This window comes from Boseongicola sp. (assembly GCF_057460485.1).
Map to the genome: position 1 here is coordinate 1 of NZ_JBVCWP010000086.1, position 13,891 is coordinate 13,891.

Annotated in this window: 14 protein-coding genes and 2 pseudogenes; 5 read left to right on the plus strand and 11 right to left on the minus strand. The window is 55.5% G+C overall.

The annotated features are described in order from the left end of the window. The 4 genes and pseudogenes from AC221Y_RS11535 to argS form a co-directional block, all read right to left on the minus strand. Positions 1 to 223 (minus strand): annotated as a pseudogene (locus tag AC221Y_RS11535) (segregation/condensation protein A); the annotation flags it as partial. Between the two features lies 1 nt (position 224). Further along, positions 225 to 1,229, minus strand: a complete 1,005-nt coding sequence (locus AC221Y_RS11540; RefSeq protein ID WP_299753899.1) for a glycoside hydrolase family 3 N-terminal domain-containing protein — start codon at positions 1,227 to 1,229, stop codon at positions 225 to 227. A gap of 1 nt (position 1,230) precedes the next feature. Next, a complete protein-coding gene (locus AC221Y_RS11545) occupies positions 1,231 to 2,145 on the minus strand; it encodes an SPOR domain-containing protein (RefSeq protein WP_299753900.1) in 915 nt (304 codons plus the stop codon). Positions 2,146 to 2,308: 163 nt separating this feature from the next. After that, the gene (gene argS, locus AC221Y_RS11550) at positions 2,309 to 4,033 is read right to left on the minus strand and encodes an arginine--tRNA ligase (RefSeq protein ID WP_486707356.1); all 1,725 of its coding nucleotides are present in this window, start codon (positions 4,031 to 4,033) and stop codon (positions 2,309 to 2,311) included. A 104-nt stretch (positions 4,034 to 4,137) separates the two neighbouring features. Here argS and AC221Y_RS11555 point away from each other — a divergent pair, with 104 nt between their 5' ends. Further along, complete coding sequence (locus tag AC221Y_RS11555; protein ID WP_299753902.1) at positions 4,138 to 4,647, plus strand: GNAT family N-acetyltransferase; 510 nt, start codon at positions 4,138 to 4,140, stop codon at positions 4,645 to 4,647. Positions 4,648 to 4,744: 97 nt separating this feature from the next. Here the strand turns inward: AC221Y_RS11555 and AC221Y_RS11560 are convergent, their stop codons facing one another. Genes AC221Y_RS11560 through AC221Y_RS11570 form a run of 3 tightly spaced genes read right to left on the minus strand, consistent with a single transcriptional unit; the run spans position 4,745 to position 6,482 of the window. Continuing rightward, positions 4,745 to 5,122, minus strand: coding sequence for a hypothetical protein (locus AC221Y_RS11560; protein WP_486707357.1), 378 nt, complete (start codon positions 5,120 to 5,122; stop codon positions 4,745 to 4,747). Beyond that, complete coding sequence (locus tag AC221Y_RS11565; RefSeq protein WP_299753904.1) at positions 5,122 to 5,280, minus strand: hypothetical protein; 159 nt, start codon at positions 5,278 to 5,280, stop codon at positions 5,122 to 5,124. The genes AC221Y_RS11560 and AC221Y_RS11565 overlap by 1 nt, the downstream gene beginning before the upstream one ends. Positions 5,281 to 5,339: 59 nt before the next feature. Next, on the minus strand, positions 5,340 to 6,482 hold the full coding sequence (locus tag AC221Y_RS11570) for a deoxyguanosinetriphosphate triphosphohydrolase (RefSeq protein ID WP_299753905.1): 1,143 nt from the start codon (positions 6,480 to 6,482) through the stop codon (positions 5,340 to 5,342). Positions 6,483 to 6,560: 78 nt separating this feature from the next. Here AC221Y_RS11570 and AC221Y_RS11575 point away from each other — a divergent pair, with 78 nt between their 5' ends. The 4 genes from AC221Y_RS11575 (at position 6,561) to AC221Y_RS11590 (ending at position 8,980) form a co-directional block, all read left to right on the plus strand. Then, on the plus strand, positions 6,561 to 6,893 hold the full coding sequence (locus AC221Y_RS11575; protein ID WP_299753906.1) for a HesB/IscA family protein: 333 nt from the start codon (positions 6,561 to 6,563) through the stop codon (positions 6,891 to 6,893). Positions 6,894 to 7,142: 249 nt separating this feature from the next. Then, complete coding sequence (locus tag AC221Y_RS11580) at positions 7,143 to 7,292, plus strand: SpoIIAA family protein (protein ID WP_486707359.1); 150 nt, start codon at positions 7,143 to 7,145, stop codon at positions 7,290 to 7,292. A gap of 412 nt (positions 7,293 to 7,704) precedes the next feature. After that, the gene (gene xth, locus AC221Y_RS11585) at positions 7,705 to 8,487 is read left to right on the plus strand and encodes an exodeoxyribonuclease III (protein ID WP_486707358.1); all 783 of its coding nucleotides are present in this window, start codon (positions 7,705 to 7,707) and stop codon (positions 8,485 to 8,487) included. A 61-nt stretch (positions 8,488 to 8,548) separates the two neighbouring features. Further along, positions 8,549 to 8,980, plus strand: a complete 432-nt coding sequence (locus AC221Y_RS11590; RefSeq protein ID WP_299753909.1) for a hypothetical protein — start codon at positions 8,549 to 8,551, stop codon at positions 8,978 to 8,980. A gap of 75 nt (positions 8,981 to 9,055) precedes the next feature. Here the strand turns inward: AC221Y_RS11590 and uvrA are convergent, their stop codons facing one another. The 4 genes and pseudogenes from uvrA to AC221Y_RS11610 all read right to left on the minus strand — a co-directional run. Then, complete coding sequence (gene uvrA, locus AC221Y_RS11595) at positions 9,056 to 11,917, minus strand: excinuclease ABC subunit UvrA (RefSeq protein WP_299753910.1); 2,862 nt, start codon at positions 11,915 to 11,917, stop codon at positions 9,056 to 9,058. A gap of 92 nt (positions 11,918 to 12,009) precedes the next feature. Further along, positions 12,010 to 13,128 (minus strand): MFS transporter, encoded by a 1,119-nt coding sequence (locus AC221Y_RS11600; protein ID WP_299753911.1) that lies wholly within the window; start codon positions 13,126 to 13,128, stop codon positions 12,010 to 12,012. A 117-nt stretch (positions 13,129 to 13,245) separates the two neighbouring features. After that, positions 13,246 to 13,401 carry a hypothetical protein gene (locus AC221Y_RS11605; RefSeq protein ID WP_299753912.1) on the minus strand — a complete coding sequence of 52 codons (156 nt, stop codon included), beginning with the start codon at positions 13,399 to 13,401 and terminating at the stop codon, positions 13,246 to 13,248. Between the two features lie 53 nt (positions 13,402 to 13,454). Beyond that, positions 13,455 to 13,891 (minus strand): annotated as a pseudogene (locus AC221Y_RS11610) (dihydrolipoyl dehydrogenase); the annotation flags it as partial.

The following is a 13,891-nucleotide window of genomic DNA, read 5'->3' on the forward strand; positions in this document are numbered from 1 at the left end:
AATCCGCCGCCAATTCAATCCGAAGCGACTTGGCTTGATAAATGAACGCCAGATATTGCTCAGCCAGCGCCAGCACAGAGATTTTTCGAAGGTCGACTTTTTGTGTCCGACTTAGCGTCAACAAAAGGTCCAAAGGCCCCTCATACCCGTCGACGTCAACGATCAGGGCTTCCGCAGCAAGGCGGGCTTCTACATCATCAAAATCGGCGTCACCATCCGGCATCTCAAGCTCCTTGGATCAGGGCATCAAACTCAGCCTCAAGGGCGACAATGTCAATATCCCTTGTGGTTCGGCGCGCCGCTAACGCTACATCTGCGCGTTTTGCCGCCTCTAGGCTCATCTTGCCTAAGCTCTGCGCAATCGATCCCATCTCACGCGCATCCCCATTGCAATGCAGCACCAGATCACACCCGGCCGCCAGCGCCGCCTCGCCTCTGGTTACGACATCGCCCGCCAAGGCGTTCATCGAGATATCATCGCTCATCAAAAGCCCGGTAAGCCCAAGTCGGTCGCGCAAATACGCAACCCCGGCCGGCGACTGCGTAACCGGCACGTTCGGGTCGATCTGGGGCACGACAATATGCGCCGTCATCGCCATCCCGAAATCCGCCAATGCGCGAAACGGCGCGAAATCCGTCTCCTCAAGCTCGGCCAAATCCACATCAATCCTAGGTAAATTCTTGTGGCTGTCGACGACCGCGCGCCCATGCCCCGGCGCATGCTTCAAAACCGTCAGACACCCCGCATCCATGTGCCCTTCGCCGCAAGCCCGCGCCATCGAAGTTACCGTCTCGGCGTCTGTCCCGTAACAGCGGTTGCGTAAAAACGGATGGGTGTCCGCATAGGCAATATCGCACGAGGGCGCACAATTCACATCGACCCCATGCGCGACCAATTCGACGCCAATCAAGACACCACGCAGATACATTGCGCGCGCGGCCTTACCCCGATCCTCAAACGCCTCAACTTGATCCAGAGGAGGCATCCACTCGCTCCAGTGTGGCGCACGCATTCTCTGAACACGCCCGCCCTCCTGATCAATAAGAACCGGCGCGTGCCAGCCAACAGCCATGCGCAAATCGCCCGTGAGACGACGAAGTTGCTCCGGGTTCTCACAGTTGCGTTGAAAAATGATGAACCCCCAAGGGTCACCCTCGCGAAAAAGAGCTGCCTCATAGGGGGTCAGAACAGGCCCAAGGGGCGCGAAAGTAAACGCGCCCCGGCGCACGTTATTCCTGCACGACGGGGATACAATTCGCCCCATCAGAAACCAACACAGCACAGAACCGGCGCGCTTCAGACAGGTCCGCAAACCCAAGTGCGCGAAGCCGCCAGAATATCCGGCCCCCCGTTTCCGCCTGCTGCACGATGCGCTCCTTGCCAACCATATAGTCGCCGAAATTCGCAATCGCATTGGCCCACTCGGCGCGTGCCACGTCTTCGCTACCATAGGCACCAAGCTGCACCAACCGCGTGCCCAGCGGGATCGAACCTGGGTCAATTGCCTCTGTCACATCGTTGGTAACCGGAAGGGACGCCACCCGTCGTCCTTCTGGACGCACCAAAGGTCGCGGCGTCGCTGCCGGCACACCCGGCCCCGCTAAAACAAGGCTTACAGGCTGCGCTGCAACCAATGCCCCGACGTCCGCCAAAGCAGCGGCCACAGCCATATCCGTTGCAGACGGCGTGTTTTCAAGCGCAACAATTGCAACACCATTTCCGTTCGAAACCGTCTCGCTCAATTCTGAGGCAGGCGCGTCTTCCATCACAGATAAAGCCTCAAGTTCCACCATCGGCGCCAGATCGACCATCGCCAAATCTTCATCTTCGTTAAGCGTTGCCGGTGCCGGAGCCAAAACGACCCGATCCGTCAGTTCAGTCGCGCGCTCTTCTGCAATGCGGTTCACCGCAAGCCCCTGATAGTTGTTCGCCAAACCACCGGGATCCGCCGGAGTGATCCGCATCGGACCCTCCAAGGCACGCACGACCGGAATGCCAGTGACATCGCGTTGCCAAAGCTTCCAGCCCCAGGTCGCAAGACCTGCAATCAACAAAACCGACAGGAAAGCACCCGCCCAATTTATTGCCGTCGCCAGCGAACCGTCATCACGGTCGCCCATATCATTGAAATTGATAGCCGCCATTATCTTTGCCTCACTATAGCCGCCGGTTGGTCCGACGTGCTTGAACTGCTCTCGACTTTGGCCGTGGCACGCTTTGTTATTAACGTTTTCGGTTCAGTTGATGTGCCTCTTGCCATTGGCTGGAAGGCGACACACGCTTTTTTTCTGATCCGAAACGCGTTTGTCAGCGCATCTCTTCGACCGGAGTCACACCCAGAATACCCAATCCTGTTGAAATAACAACGGCTACGGCGCGAGGTAGGGCGATTTTCGCCGCTGTCGCAGCACTATCGCCTTCATGAAGGAACCGTAGCTGAGGCTTGTCATTGCCGCGGTTCCACAAAGCGTGGAATTCCTGCGAGAGTTCATAGAGGTAAAAGGCCACCCGATGCGGCTCGTGATTGCGCGCGGCGATCTCGACCAGTCGTGGCCACTCTGCAATTTTCTGCGCCACCCGAAATTCGGCCTCGTCTTCCAACTTGGTGTTGTCAGAAAACTCAAGCCCCATTTCTTCCGCCTTGCGCATTACAGACCGGATCCGCGCATGCGCGTATTGCACATAGAAAACCGGGTTGTCTTTTGACTGCTCAATGGCCTTGGCGAAATCAAAATCAAGCGGCGCGTCATTCTTCCGAGTGAGCATCACAAACCGCGCCACATCCGGCCCGACCTGTTCGACCACATCGCGCAATGTCACGAACGTTCCGGCGCGTTTAGACATCTTGAACGGCTCACCGTCTTTATAAAGCTTAACAAGCTGCGTCAGCTTCACATCCAACGGAACGCGACCATCCGAAAGCGCGGATACAGCCGCATTCATCCGCTTCACATAGCCACCGTGATCGGCGCCAAAGACGTCGATCAACTCGTCAAAGCCACGATCAATCTTGTCCCAGTGATATGCAATGTCTGGTGCAAAATAGGTCCAGGCACCGTCCGACTTCATAATCGGGCGGTCAACGTCATCGCCATGCGCCGTTGAACGGAACAACGTCTGCTCGCGCGGCTCCCAGTCCTCAGGCATTTTGCCCTTGGGCGGCTCCAAAGTACCTTTGTAGATCAGCCCCTTACCATCCAGATCAGCAATCGCCTTTTCAATCATCCCCGAGCCATAAAGCGACTTTGCGCTAAAGAAGTGATCCATCTTAACACCAAGCGACGCCAAATCTGCTCGGATCAATTCCATCATCGCCTCAGTGGCAAATTCCCGAACTGGCGCCAGCCAAACATCCTCCGATTTATCCAGAAACTGATCCCCAAATTTGGCCTTCAACGCCTCGCCGACCGGCACCAGATAATCGCCCGGATACAAGCCTTCGGCAATTTCAGGCGAAAGCCCATGCGCTTCGCGGTACCGCTCAAACGCCGATCGTGCCAGCACATCCACCTGTGCGCCGCCGTCATTTATGTAGTATTCCCGCGTCACGTCATAGCCTGCAAACGCCAGCAAAGACGCCAGTGCATCCCCAAACACCGCGCCCCGTGTGTGACCCACATGCAAAGGCCCCGTGGGGTTCGCCGACACATATTCCACGTTAATCTTAACGCCCGCACCCATGCCGGAATGCCCAAAGGTCGTTCCAGAATCAATCGCCTCTGCGACCACGTCATGCCAGACATCCGGATGCAGCCGCAGATTCAAGAACCCCGGCCCGGCAATTTCGACCACCGCAATTCGCGGATCAGACGTTAGTCGCTTCGCCAAGCTGTCGGCGATCACCCGCGGCGTTTTTCCAGCGCCCTTGGCCAAAACCATCGCCGCGTTCGTCGCCATATCGCCGTGCGCTGCATCGCGCGGAGGCTCCACCGCCACATTGCCCCACGACAGCCCTGAAGGAAGCTCTCCGTCGGCCACCATAGCATCCAGTGTTTCGATCAAAGATGTGCGAATTTCAGCGAAAATGTTCATTGTTAATGCCCTTGGGAAGTTGCGAGCGGTTTACCACCGTCAGGACCCGCGTCAACGCCAGCACGCTGATTGACACCGACTTCCGACGGCTACACCTTCCATCCATGACACACAGATTAGAATTTGTCGAAACCATCCACGACCGCGCCGCCGTTCGCAAACTGCTTTTCGACTATTATACTGATATATTGCCCCGTTTTGAGGCTCTTGGCGGCCCAGAACTTGATGCCGGTGATATGGCCGACGACACGCTCAACGACCCAGGCACTCTTTTGCCACCGCACCACCGGTTTCTTTTGGCCTACGATGTTTCCAACACCCTACTGGGCTGCGGAAGTCTCAAACGCATTCGGGATGATGCGGCTGAAATGAAGCGCATGTTCGTGCGCGACGCGGCTCGTGGCACCGGCCTTGGGCGCACCCTTTTTGAAGACCGCATCGCCGAGGCTCGTCGCATGGGCCTAAAATGGCTTTATGCCGATACAATCAAAGGCAACCGCGCCATGCTTGCGATTTACGAAAAGCATGGGTTCGACTACATCGACCGCTACCCCGAAAATACCAATCCCGAAGAATTTGCGCCGTACCTCGTTTTCCTGCGTCTCAAACTGTGACCCACGCGCGCTAAAACGCAGGTTTGCGCAAGATCACGAGATCATGCACGTTTACATCGAACTCGCCGTCTTTGCGCCAACGGCCACGCACAAACCGCTACGGAATCAGACTCGCAGACCTAACCATGGCCACAATCCGATCAAGCGAATATGCTGTCGGCCCCGAAACCAAATTGGCATCATCGTGGAATACCCCCTCTTCCACCTCATGCGGGAATGTCAGCGCACAACGCCCTTCGCCGCCATTGGATTGCAAATACGGAATAAGCCCCCGATCCATGATGAACATTGACGCCAGGACACAGCCGCCGGGCCGCATCACAGGCGAGAACTCTGACAAATACCGTGCCGCATCGCCCGAAAACATGTGGGTAAACACCGAATAGAGGAAAGTCAGGTCCTGCAAGCGATCGTCAAAGAGGAATTCATACGTATCGATACCCTCCGCCCGGATTGTGCTGCCTGTCCGCCACATCAAAATCCACAAACCGAAACTGAGGCGCCGTTTGCGAAGTGCTCGTCAGATACCTCGCGAAACCGGTCAATCCGCCCGGTGCGCCACGCAAGATGGCGCGGGATTTGAAATCCGTGATGTTCAACCCATGTCGGAATAATTTGTTCGGGCTTGCACATGTCAGCGCGTCCTCAAATAACGCCACGCGGCCTAGCCAAGCAACCTTAAGGAACCGTTGCTAAGCGCTGTCAACGAACTTCTCATGACATTGGATTGCAAACCGGTCCGTCATGCCCGCGATATAGTCGGACACAAGACGCGCCAACTCAACTTCCCCCGACGCCTGCTCAACGTCCTTCCTCCACTGCTTTGGAAGCTGGTCGGGATTCTCCATAAAGAACGGAAACAGCTCTTCCACAACCTTGGTCACCTCGCGCCGCATCTCGACCACGGTCGGCGCGCGGTACATTCGCTCGAAAAGAAACTGCCGGATCACCTTCAGGTCAGCGAAAACCTCAGGCGAAAACCGAATAATCTGAAATCCCGCCCGGCGAATGTCATCCGCTGATCTCGGCCCAATTTCCAATAAAGACTGACGCGCTACCGCAATCACATCTTCGACCAAAACTCCGAAAAACCTCCGCAAAGCCTCGTGTCGCCGCCGGTAATAGTTCAAACTAGGATACAAACTATCCACGCGCTCAAAGCACCCAGCCAAAATCGGTAACTCTGCAAGCTCATCGGTCGAAAACAACTCTGCGCGCAAACCGTCGTGCAAATCATGATGGTTATACGCAACATCATCCGAAATTGCCGCCACCTGCGCCTCGGCACTCGCATAGGTGCCCAGTTCAAGATCAACCTCGGCCTGACATGCCGCCAAAGCCCAAGGCACATCGCCCAAAACCGGCCCGTTGTGCTTGGCAATCCCCTCAAGCGTCTCCCACGTAAGGTTCAATCCGTCAAAATCCGCATAATGCCGCTCAAGATGCGTGACGATCCGAATAGCCTGCGCGTTGTGATCAAACCCACCATACGGCGCCATCAACACGCCCAAAGCATCCTCGCCGGTATGCCCAAATGGCGTGTGGCCCAGATCATGGGCCAAAGCGACCGCTTCGGTAAGCTCTTCGTTTAACCCCAAAGCGCCGGCAATCGTGCGCGCCACTTGCGCCACTTCGATCGAATGGGTAAGGCGCGTGCGGAAATAGTCCCCCTCGTGCTCGATGAACACCTGGGTTTTGTGTTTAAGCCGCCGAAACGCGCTGGCATGGATGATCCGGTCCCGGTCACGCTGGAAACACGACCGGAAAGTACTCTCTTCTTCACCAAAGAGCCGACCCCGACTGTCCTCGGGGTTTGATGCATATGGCGCTCGCATATTCTGCCTGCGTCTTGTTCGCCTCTGTTAAACCCCTTATATTCACATATGAACTCAGGAAGAAACCGAGACAAACCTATGGACCTCAATATTCCGCCCCGCGTGACGCCCCGTGCCTTTGAGCGCCTCGCCGAGATTAATAACAACGACAAAGCTCCCAAAGCCTTGCGCATTGCCGTCGAAGGTGGCGGCTGCTCGGGCTTTCAATACAACATCGACCTAGACGAGCCCGCCGACGGGGACCTCATCCTCGAAGGCGTCGGCCAAAAAGTCGTGGTCGACGAAGTGTCCCTGCCGTTTCTCTCCAATGCTGTGATTGATTTCTCCGAAGAACTGATCGGCGCCCGCTTCACCATCGAAAACCCAAATGCCTCGTCCAGTTGTGGCTGTGGCGTCAGCTTTTCGATGTGAAGCCCACTCCCGGAGCCTGACTTCTGATAGAAAGAAAGGCCCATGTTTAAGATAACTCATCACGCAGGCGGCTTTGTTCGCCTCAATATCAGCCGCAAAGTCGGCGAGATCGAAATGAAGGATGGTCTCCCTCGCCATTGTTGAAGCTGCCGACAAAAGCGACTTCCTCTACAAAATCGGCAAGTTGAATTCCCGGCGCTGCAAGCCATCGCCGTAGAGCTTGGCTACCTGCCACGTCTCTTCGCAAGCATTTCTGAAATTGGCAAAGTCGCGCTTGTGGCCGATCACGCTTGGCTCAGAAAAGCCGCCGACATCGAAGGCATGTTCATCCCCGGCCTCAGGATCGAGGCATTTCCCGCGGATGCGACCGCTGACGCTGAAGCCTCGCCCAGGGCATAAGCCTTAACTTTTCGAACTCCAGCCAAGCCCCGCCCGCCCGTTCTTCACCTGTCGGCGGGGCCTGCACCTGAAATCACCTCAAACCTGCCCCATTCTTGCCGTGATTAATGGCCAGTAATAATGCATATTGTTTCTCAATTGGGATCAACGGCCTGAACCACCGCCCTTGCGAAACCAAAGCTTGAACCTTTTCCCTCAGGCGCGCCGGACCTCTTTGTTTTCCCTCAGAGCCCGGCGCGCCACTCCCTCAAAGCTTCACCCTTTAAAAAATGCCTCCAACGGAGGTCCAGAATGTCTTAAGAGACATCAAACCGCCCGAACGCCCGCACCGACGTTGTACCGAAGGATTACCGATAGTCCCTTGAACGCCCCTCGAACATGGCCCAAAACCTACTCAACCGGGGGACATTCCATGCGCATAGCGACCTTCAATATCAACGGCATCAAGGCCCGCATCAGCGCTTTGACGGACTGGTTGAACGACCAGAAACCAGACGTCGTTTTCCTGCAGGAAATTAAATCCATCGACGAGAACTTCCCTCGCGAATATTTCGAAGACATGGGCTATACTGTTGAAACACATGGGCAAAAATCATTCAATGGCGTGGCAATTCTATCTCGCTTGCCCCTAGAAGACGTCCAAAGGGGCCTACCTGGCGACGACACAGACGAACAAGCCCGCTGGATCGAAGCAACTGTCGTTGGCGACAAGAAACCAGTTCGCGTCTGTGGTCTCTACCTACCCAACGGCAATCCAAACCCTGGCCCGAAATATGACTACAAACTCGCCTGGATGAAGCGCCTGAAGACCCGCGCGCAAGCCCTTCTAAACACAGAAGAACCTGGCGTTATGTGTGGCGACTACAACGTCATTCCGCAAGATGAAGACGCCGCCAACCCGCAAGTCTGGCAAACCGACGCCCTGGCCCGCCCCGAAACCCGTGCGGCCTACCGTGAAATCCTCAATCTCGGCTTCACCGAGGCCTTTCGTACGCGCACCCAAGGCCCAGGTCACTACTCCTTTTGGGACTATCAGGCAGGCGCGTGGAACCGCAACGATGGCATTCGCATCGACCACCACCTCCTGACGCCACAAGCCGCTGATCTGCTTAAAGAATGCTGGATTGAAAACGCCGTCCGGGGCCGTGAAAAACCATCAGATCACGTACCGGTTTGGCTCGAACTCGACGCCTGACCCTCTGCCATATTTCCGCCCAAACCACTTGATAGCTATTTGGAAAGCCCGGAGACGCACAATGAAGCACATCGCCATCCTTGCCCTGACCGCACTGGCCCTTCTCGCAGCACCAACTGATCTGATTGCCGCCGGAAAAGGCGCGAAGAACTGCCCACCCGGCCTCGCAAAGAAAGCACCCGCCTGTGTGCCACCTGGTCTCGCCAAAAAAGGCGTCACAGCCGAAGATCGCGGCTACGACATCGGCGACCGGATTGAGGACGCAGACTACATCGTGCTGCGCGAAGGAGACCGCGTCATCTTCGAAGGCCGCGAATACGTTGTCGTCGACACGAATAACGGAACCGTATTGCGCCGTGGCGATGATCGCTATCGCCTGCCCCGCAGTTCGTCGTCCGACTACGTCCGGATTGGCGGAAGTCTAATAAAAGTCGACCGCCATACAAAAGAAGTAATAGATCTCATCCGCATCGCGGACCTAATTCTAGGCTAAGCAATCCAGCCCATTAGTCAATTTCCTCCCGTCAATCTGCGAGAACTTCCAAACACGCCGCAATGCGTCGCGCCATCACTCCGCAGCCACGCGCGCGACACCCAACATCCCCGCCAGATAGTGCCCGGTATGCGATCGCGCTTCCAATGCTACCGTCTCAGGCGTGCCAACAGCGACAATCTCACCGCCGCCATCGCCGCCTTCCGGCCCAATATCAATGATCCAATCCGCCGTCTTGATCACATCCAGATTGTGCTCAATCACCACGACGGAATTTCCCTGATCCACCAATTCATGAAGCACTTCCAGGAGCTTACGCACGTCTTCAAAATGCAGACCCGTCGTCGGCTCATCCAAAATATAAAGCGTTCGGCCGGTCGAGCGCTTCGACAGCTCCTTTGATAGCTTCACCCTCTGCGCTTCACCACCCGACAGGGTCGTTGCCTGCTGTCCAACCTTGATATACCCAAGCCCAACTCGCATAAGCGCGTCCATTTTCTCTCGAATCGATGGCACCGCCCTGAAAAAGGTTTGCGCGTCTTCAACCGTCATGTCCAAAACATCGGCAATCGACTTGCCCTTAAACCGGATTTCCAAGGTCTCGCGATTGTACCTCGCGCCCTTGCAGGTTTCACAGGTTACATACACATCCGGCAAGAAGTGCATCTCGATCTTGATCACCCCGTCGCCCTGACAGGCCTCACAGCGTCCGCCCTTCACGTTGAACGAGAACCGCCCAGGCTTGTATCCACGCGTCTTCGATTCCGGCAGTCCAGCAAACCAGTCGCGAATTGGTGTGAACGCACCAGTATATGTCGCGGGGTTCGAGCGCGGTGTGCGCCCAATGGGGCGCTGGTCAATATCGATGACTTTATCGAGATGTTCCAAGCCCTTAATCGTCTCGCAAGGTGCCGGCGTCTGTCGCGCGCCATTCAGCCGCATCGACGCCGTCTTGAACAAAGTCTCAATCGTCAAAGTTGACTTTCCGCCTCCCGAAACCCCTGTCACACAAACGAACTTTCCAAGCGGGAATTCCGCGGTAATGTCCTTAAGATTGTTGCCGGTCGCCTTCACTACTTTCAGCGTTTTATTGTTTCCTTTGCGCCGCTCATTTGGCACTGGAATTTTCCGCCGTCCTGACAAGTAGTCGCCAGTCACACTCTTCTTATTGGCGATGATCTTCGCGGGCGTACCGTGCGCAACCACCTCACCGCCATGCACTCCGGCGCCCGGACCGATATCAAAAACGTAATCCGCCTCGCGGATCGCTTCCTCATCATGCTCAACTACGATCACTGTATTGCCTTGGTCACGCAAGTTTTTCAGCGTCAAAAGCAACCGGTCGTTGTCTCGCTGATGCAGACCAATCGAGGGCTCGTCGAGCACATAAAGCACGCCGGTTAATCCCGACCCGATCTGACTGGCAAGGCGTATCCGCTGACTTTCGCCACCCGACAGAGTCCCGGCATTTCGCGCCAATGTCAGATACTCCAAGCCGACGTTGTTGAGGAACCCAAGCCGTTCCCTGATCTCCTTCAAAATCGCACGCGCAATCTCGTTTTTCTGCGCGCTCATCGTTTCCGGCGCGGCCTCTATCCAGGCGAGCGCCTCGCGGATCGACATCCGCACGATCTCACCCACATGCAGTCCGCCGATCTTGACCGCCAAAGCCTCGGGGCGCAGTCGAAAGCCACCGCAGGCTCCGCACGAGCGATTGTTCTGAAAGCGCTCAAACTCCTCACGAATCCAATTCGAATCAGTCTCTCGGTAACGTCTTTCCATATTCGGAATGACGCCTTCAAACGGCCGCAACACCTGATACACGCGCCCGCCTTCGTCGTAACGGAACTTTATCTCCTCCTTGCCCGAGCCATACAGGAAAACCTGCTGCACTTTCTCAGGCAAATCTTTCCATTTGGTGTTCTTGTCGAATTCGAAATGCTTCGCAATTGATTCAATTGTCTGCAAAAAGTACGGAGACTTTCCTTTGCGCCAAGGCGCAAGCGCCCCATCATAGATTTTTAGATTCTGGTCAGGGACCACTAGCCGTTCGTCGAAAAACAGCTCTACACCAAGGCCGTCACATGATTGACAGGCCCCAAATGGCGCATTGAACGAAAACAGTCGCGGTTCGATCTCGGGGATTGTGAAGCCACTGACCGGGCAGGCAAAGTTTTCAGAAAAGGTAAACCGCTCGGGCTCTTCTTCATCGCCGACGGCCGTCTCTAGAATTGCGATACCATCTGCCAGATCAAGTGCTGTGCGGAACGAATCGGCCAGCCGTGTTTCCAACCCCTCGCGCACAACAAGACGGTCAACAACCACATCAATATCGTGGCGGAACTTCTTATCAAGCGTCGGTGGTTCGTCCAGTTCGTAGAATTGTCCGTCAACTTTTACGCGTTGAAAGCCGTGTTTACGAAGTTCTAAGAATTCTTTGCGATACTCCCCCTTGCGATCGCGTACGATGGGGGCCAGCAAAAACGCCCGCGTCCCTTCCTCCATCGTCATAACGCGGTCGACCATGTCCTGAACCTGCTGTGCCTCAATCGGCAAACCGGTTGCAGGCGAAAAAGGAGTACCCGCACGCGCAAATAAAAGGCGCATATAGTCATAGATCTCCGTGACGGTACCGACCGTGGAACGGGGATTCTTCGATGTCGTCTTCTGTTCAATCGAAATGGCCGGAGAAAGCCCTGAGATATGATCAACGTCGGGCTTTTGCATCATATCGAGGAACTGTCGCGCATAAGCCGAAAGGCTTTCGACATACCGGCGCTGCCCTTCAGCGTAGATCGTATCGAAAGCCAATGAAGACTTTCCCGATCCCGATAGCCCTGTGATCACCACAAGCTTATCGCGTGGGATATCCACATCGATATTTTTCAGATTGTGCTCGCGCGCACCGCGCACTTCGATGTTCTTCAAGTCGGCCATCACGTCACCTCTCGCCATTGAACAGAGAGATAGCGGCCCGTCCGCAAATCTCAATGGCGTAAACGGAACAATACAAGAACATCAGCCGTCCGTCACGCGGATTTCTCGATCTTTCTGTGGATAAGCCAAACCAACCCGCATCCAACGGCCGAAATGACAATTGCCGCCACCGCAAGTCCATTAAATCCAAACATCAATACGGCGGCAAAAAGAGGCGTAGAGGCGGCCGTTCCGATGTTGCCAAGTTGGGCAATCGCGCCGTTTGCGCGCGCTTGATCCGCCGGGTCCTTATTCAGCGCCGGAACGTTGGCAAACGACGCCCCGGGAACAAGACCAACGATCACGAAAAGCGCCATGACGATCCAAATCCGCGCAGGTTCGGGGGCGATCAATACCATTAAGAACCCGACAGATGTCAGCGAAAACCCCATCAGAAGGATCGACTTCGGTGCATACCAACGTGCCAGCCATCCTGCTCCAAAGGTGCCAATCAACGCGACCAAAGGTAGGACCGGCCCCGTCCATGCCCCCAAAACTTTAGGTAAAAATGTGAGCAATCCTAGGAACATAATTGTGTGCCATAAGAACCCAAGCGCGGGCGCAACCATCCTTGGCGATCCGTAAATCGCGACGTGGCGCGCCAGAACGTTTCCCTCCCAAACGCCCCGCGCCAGACCGCGCGGTGACAACGGCCAAAGGGCACCCATCAATACCAGCCCGAACGCTCCGTGTACGATATATGACTGTGATGGGCCCGCTAAAAGCGGGATCACGGCCGCGGCGCCTGCAAAGCCTACGCCAAAGAACGTCCCCCAAAGCCCCATGGCCACGGATACATCACGAGGCGTCGAAACCGCTGCCATCAACGTCGGAGCTGCGACGACAATGGCCAGATGGCTGAACCCTTCGACAATTCGCAAACCCATAAATATTTGAAAAGACGGTAAAACTGATTGAGAGAGCGAAATCACCGATGCACTTGCAAGTGCGACCAACAAAACGCGACGCGCCCCAAATTGTGCAACGATCATGCCCGCAGCGACACCAAAAAGGATGCCCGCAACGGAAAGCGCCGACACCGCAAACGGCAAAGCCGCGCCCGGGTAGATGCGTCCCAAATCAACCAATGTCAAAGAAATTTTTGCGAACTGCGCGGCGGCAAACAGCCCCGTAAGAAAGAGAAGTCCGATCAAGCGCCAGTCTGTTCGCATGGAGACGCTTGTCGCAGACTCGCCCGAAGCGTCAAGCGTTATCCCGCGGCCTCCGACACAAACGCCACAAGATATTTAGGTCCAAAAGTAGGACCAGTGCTGCTCCGATCTGACCGATTAAAACTGCCCCCCAAAGGTCGTCAGAACCGACAGGTAAATGCTCCACGGCAAACCAAGAAATAATGGCCAAACCACTGCCATCCCGTCAGGAGCAACGTTGAACAACCCTTGCGACCCAATGATCGTGATCGCAAACGCGCCAAGATAAAGCAAAATGCCGGCCCCAAGTAGGAGCCGGCATATCAACGCGTTACGTGTCGTGGCGATCAAATGTGAATGACGCGATCATAAGCATCAAGCACACTTTCATGCATCATCTCTGACAATGTTGGATGCGGGAAGACTGTATTCATCAAATCTTCTTCAGTCGTCTCCAACTGACGCCCCACAACATAACCTTGGATCAATTCGGTCACTTCCGCGCCGATCATATGTGCACCAAGAAGCTCTCCGGTTTTCTCGTCAAACACAGTCTTAACCATGCCCTCGGTTTCGCCCAAAGCGATCGCCTTGCCATTGCCGATGAAAGGGAAACGACCAACTTTGATTTTATACCCAAGCTCTTTCGCTTTCGCTTCGGTGTACCCAACCGAGGCCACCTGCGGATGACAATAAGTACACCCTGCAATCGATTCTGGCTTAACCGGATGGACTTTGTTTTTGCCCGCGATCAACTCTGCAACCATCGTACCTTCGTGGCTCG

What these genes read in the sequence shown, in the direction of transcription:
- AC221Y_RS11545 (WP_299753900.1), bottom strand. Translation starts at nt 2,145, where the DNA reads ATGGCGGCTATCAATTTCAATGATATGGGCGACCGTGATGACGGTTCG.
- argS (WP_486707356.1), bottom strand. Translation starts at nt 4,033, where the DNA reads ATGAACATTTTCGCTGAAATTCGCACATCTTTGATCGAAACACTGGAT.
- AC221Y_RS11555 (WP_299753902.1), top strand. Translation starts at nt 4,138, where the DNA reads ATGACACACAGATTAGAATTTGTCGAAACCATCCACGACCGCGCCGCC.
- AC221Y_RS11560 (WP_486707357.1), bottom strand. Translation starts at nt 5,122, where the DNA reads ATGTGGCGGACAGGCAGCACAATCCGGGCGGAGGGTATCGATACGTAT.
- AC221Y_RS11565 (WP_299753904.1), bottom strand. Translation starts at nt 5,280, where the DNA reads ATGTGCAAGCCCGAACAAATTATTCCGACATGGGTTGAACATCACGGA.
- AC221Y_RS11570 (WP_299753905.1), bottom strand. Translation starts at nt 6,482, where the DNA reads ATGCGAGCGCCATATGCATCAAACCCCGAGGACAGTCGGGGTCGGCTC.
- AC221Y_RS11575 (WP_299753906.1), top strand. Translation starts at nt 6,561, where the DNA reads ATGGACCTCAATATTCCGCCCCGCGTGACGCCCCGTGCCTTTGAGCGC.
- xth (WP_486707358.1), top strand. Translation starts at nt 7,705, where the DNA reads ATGCGCATAGCGACCTTCAATATCAACGGCATCAAGGCCCGCATCAGC.
- AC221Y_RS11590 (WP_299753909.1), top strand. Translation starts at nt 8,549, where the DNA reads ATGAAGCACATCGCCATCCTTGCCCTGACCGCACTGGCCCTTCTCGCA.
- uvrA (WP_299753910.1), bottom strand. Translation starts at nt 11,917, where the DNA reads ATGGCCGACTTGAAGAACATCGAAGTGCGCGGTGCGCGCGAGCACAAT.
- AC221Y_RS11600 (WP_299753911.1), bottom strand. Translation starts at nt 13,128, where the DNA reads ATGCGAACAGACTGGCGCTTGATCGGACTTCTCTTTCTTACGGGGCTG.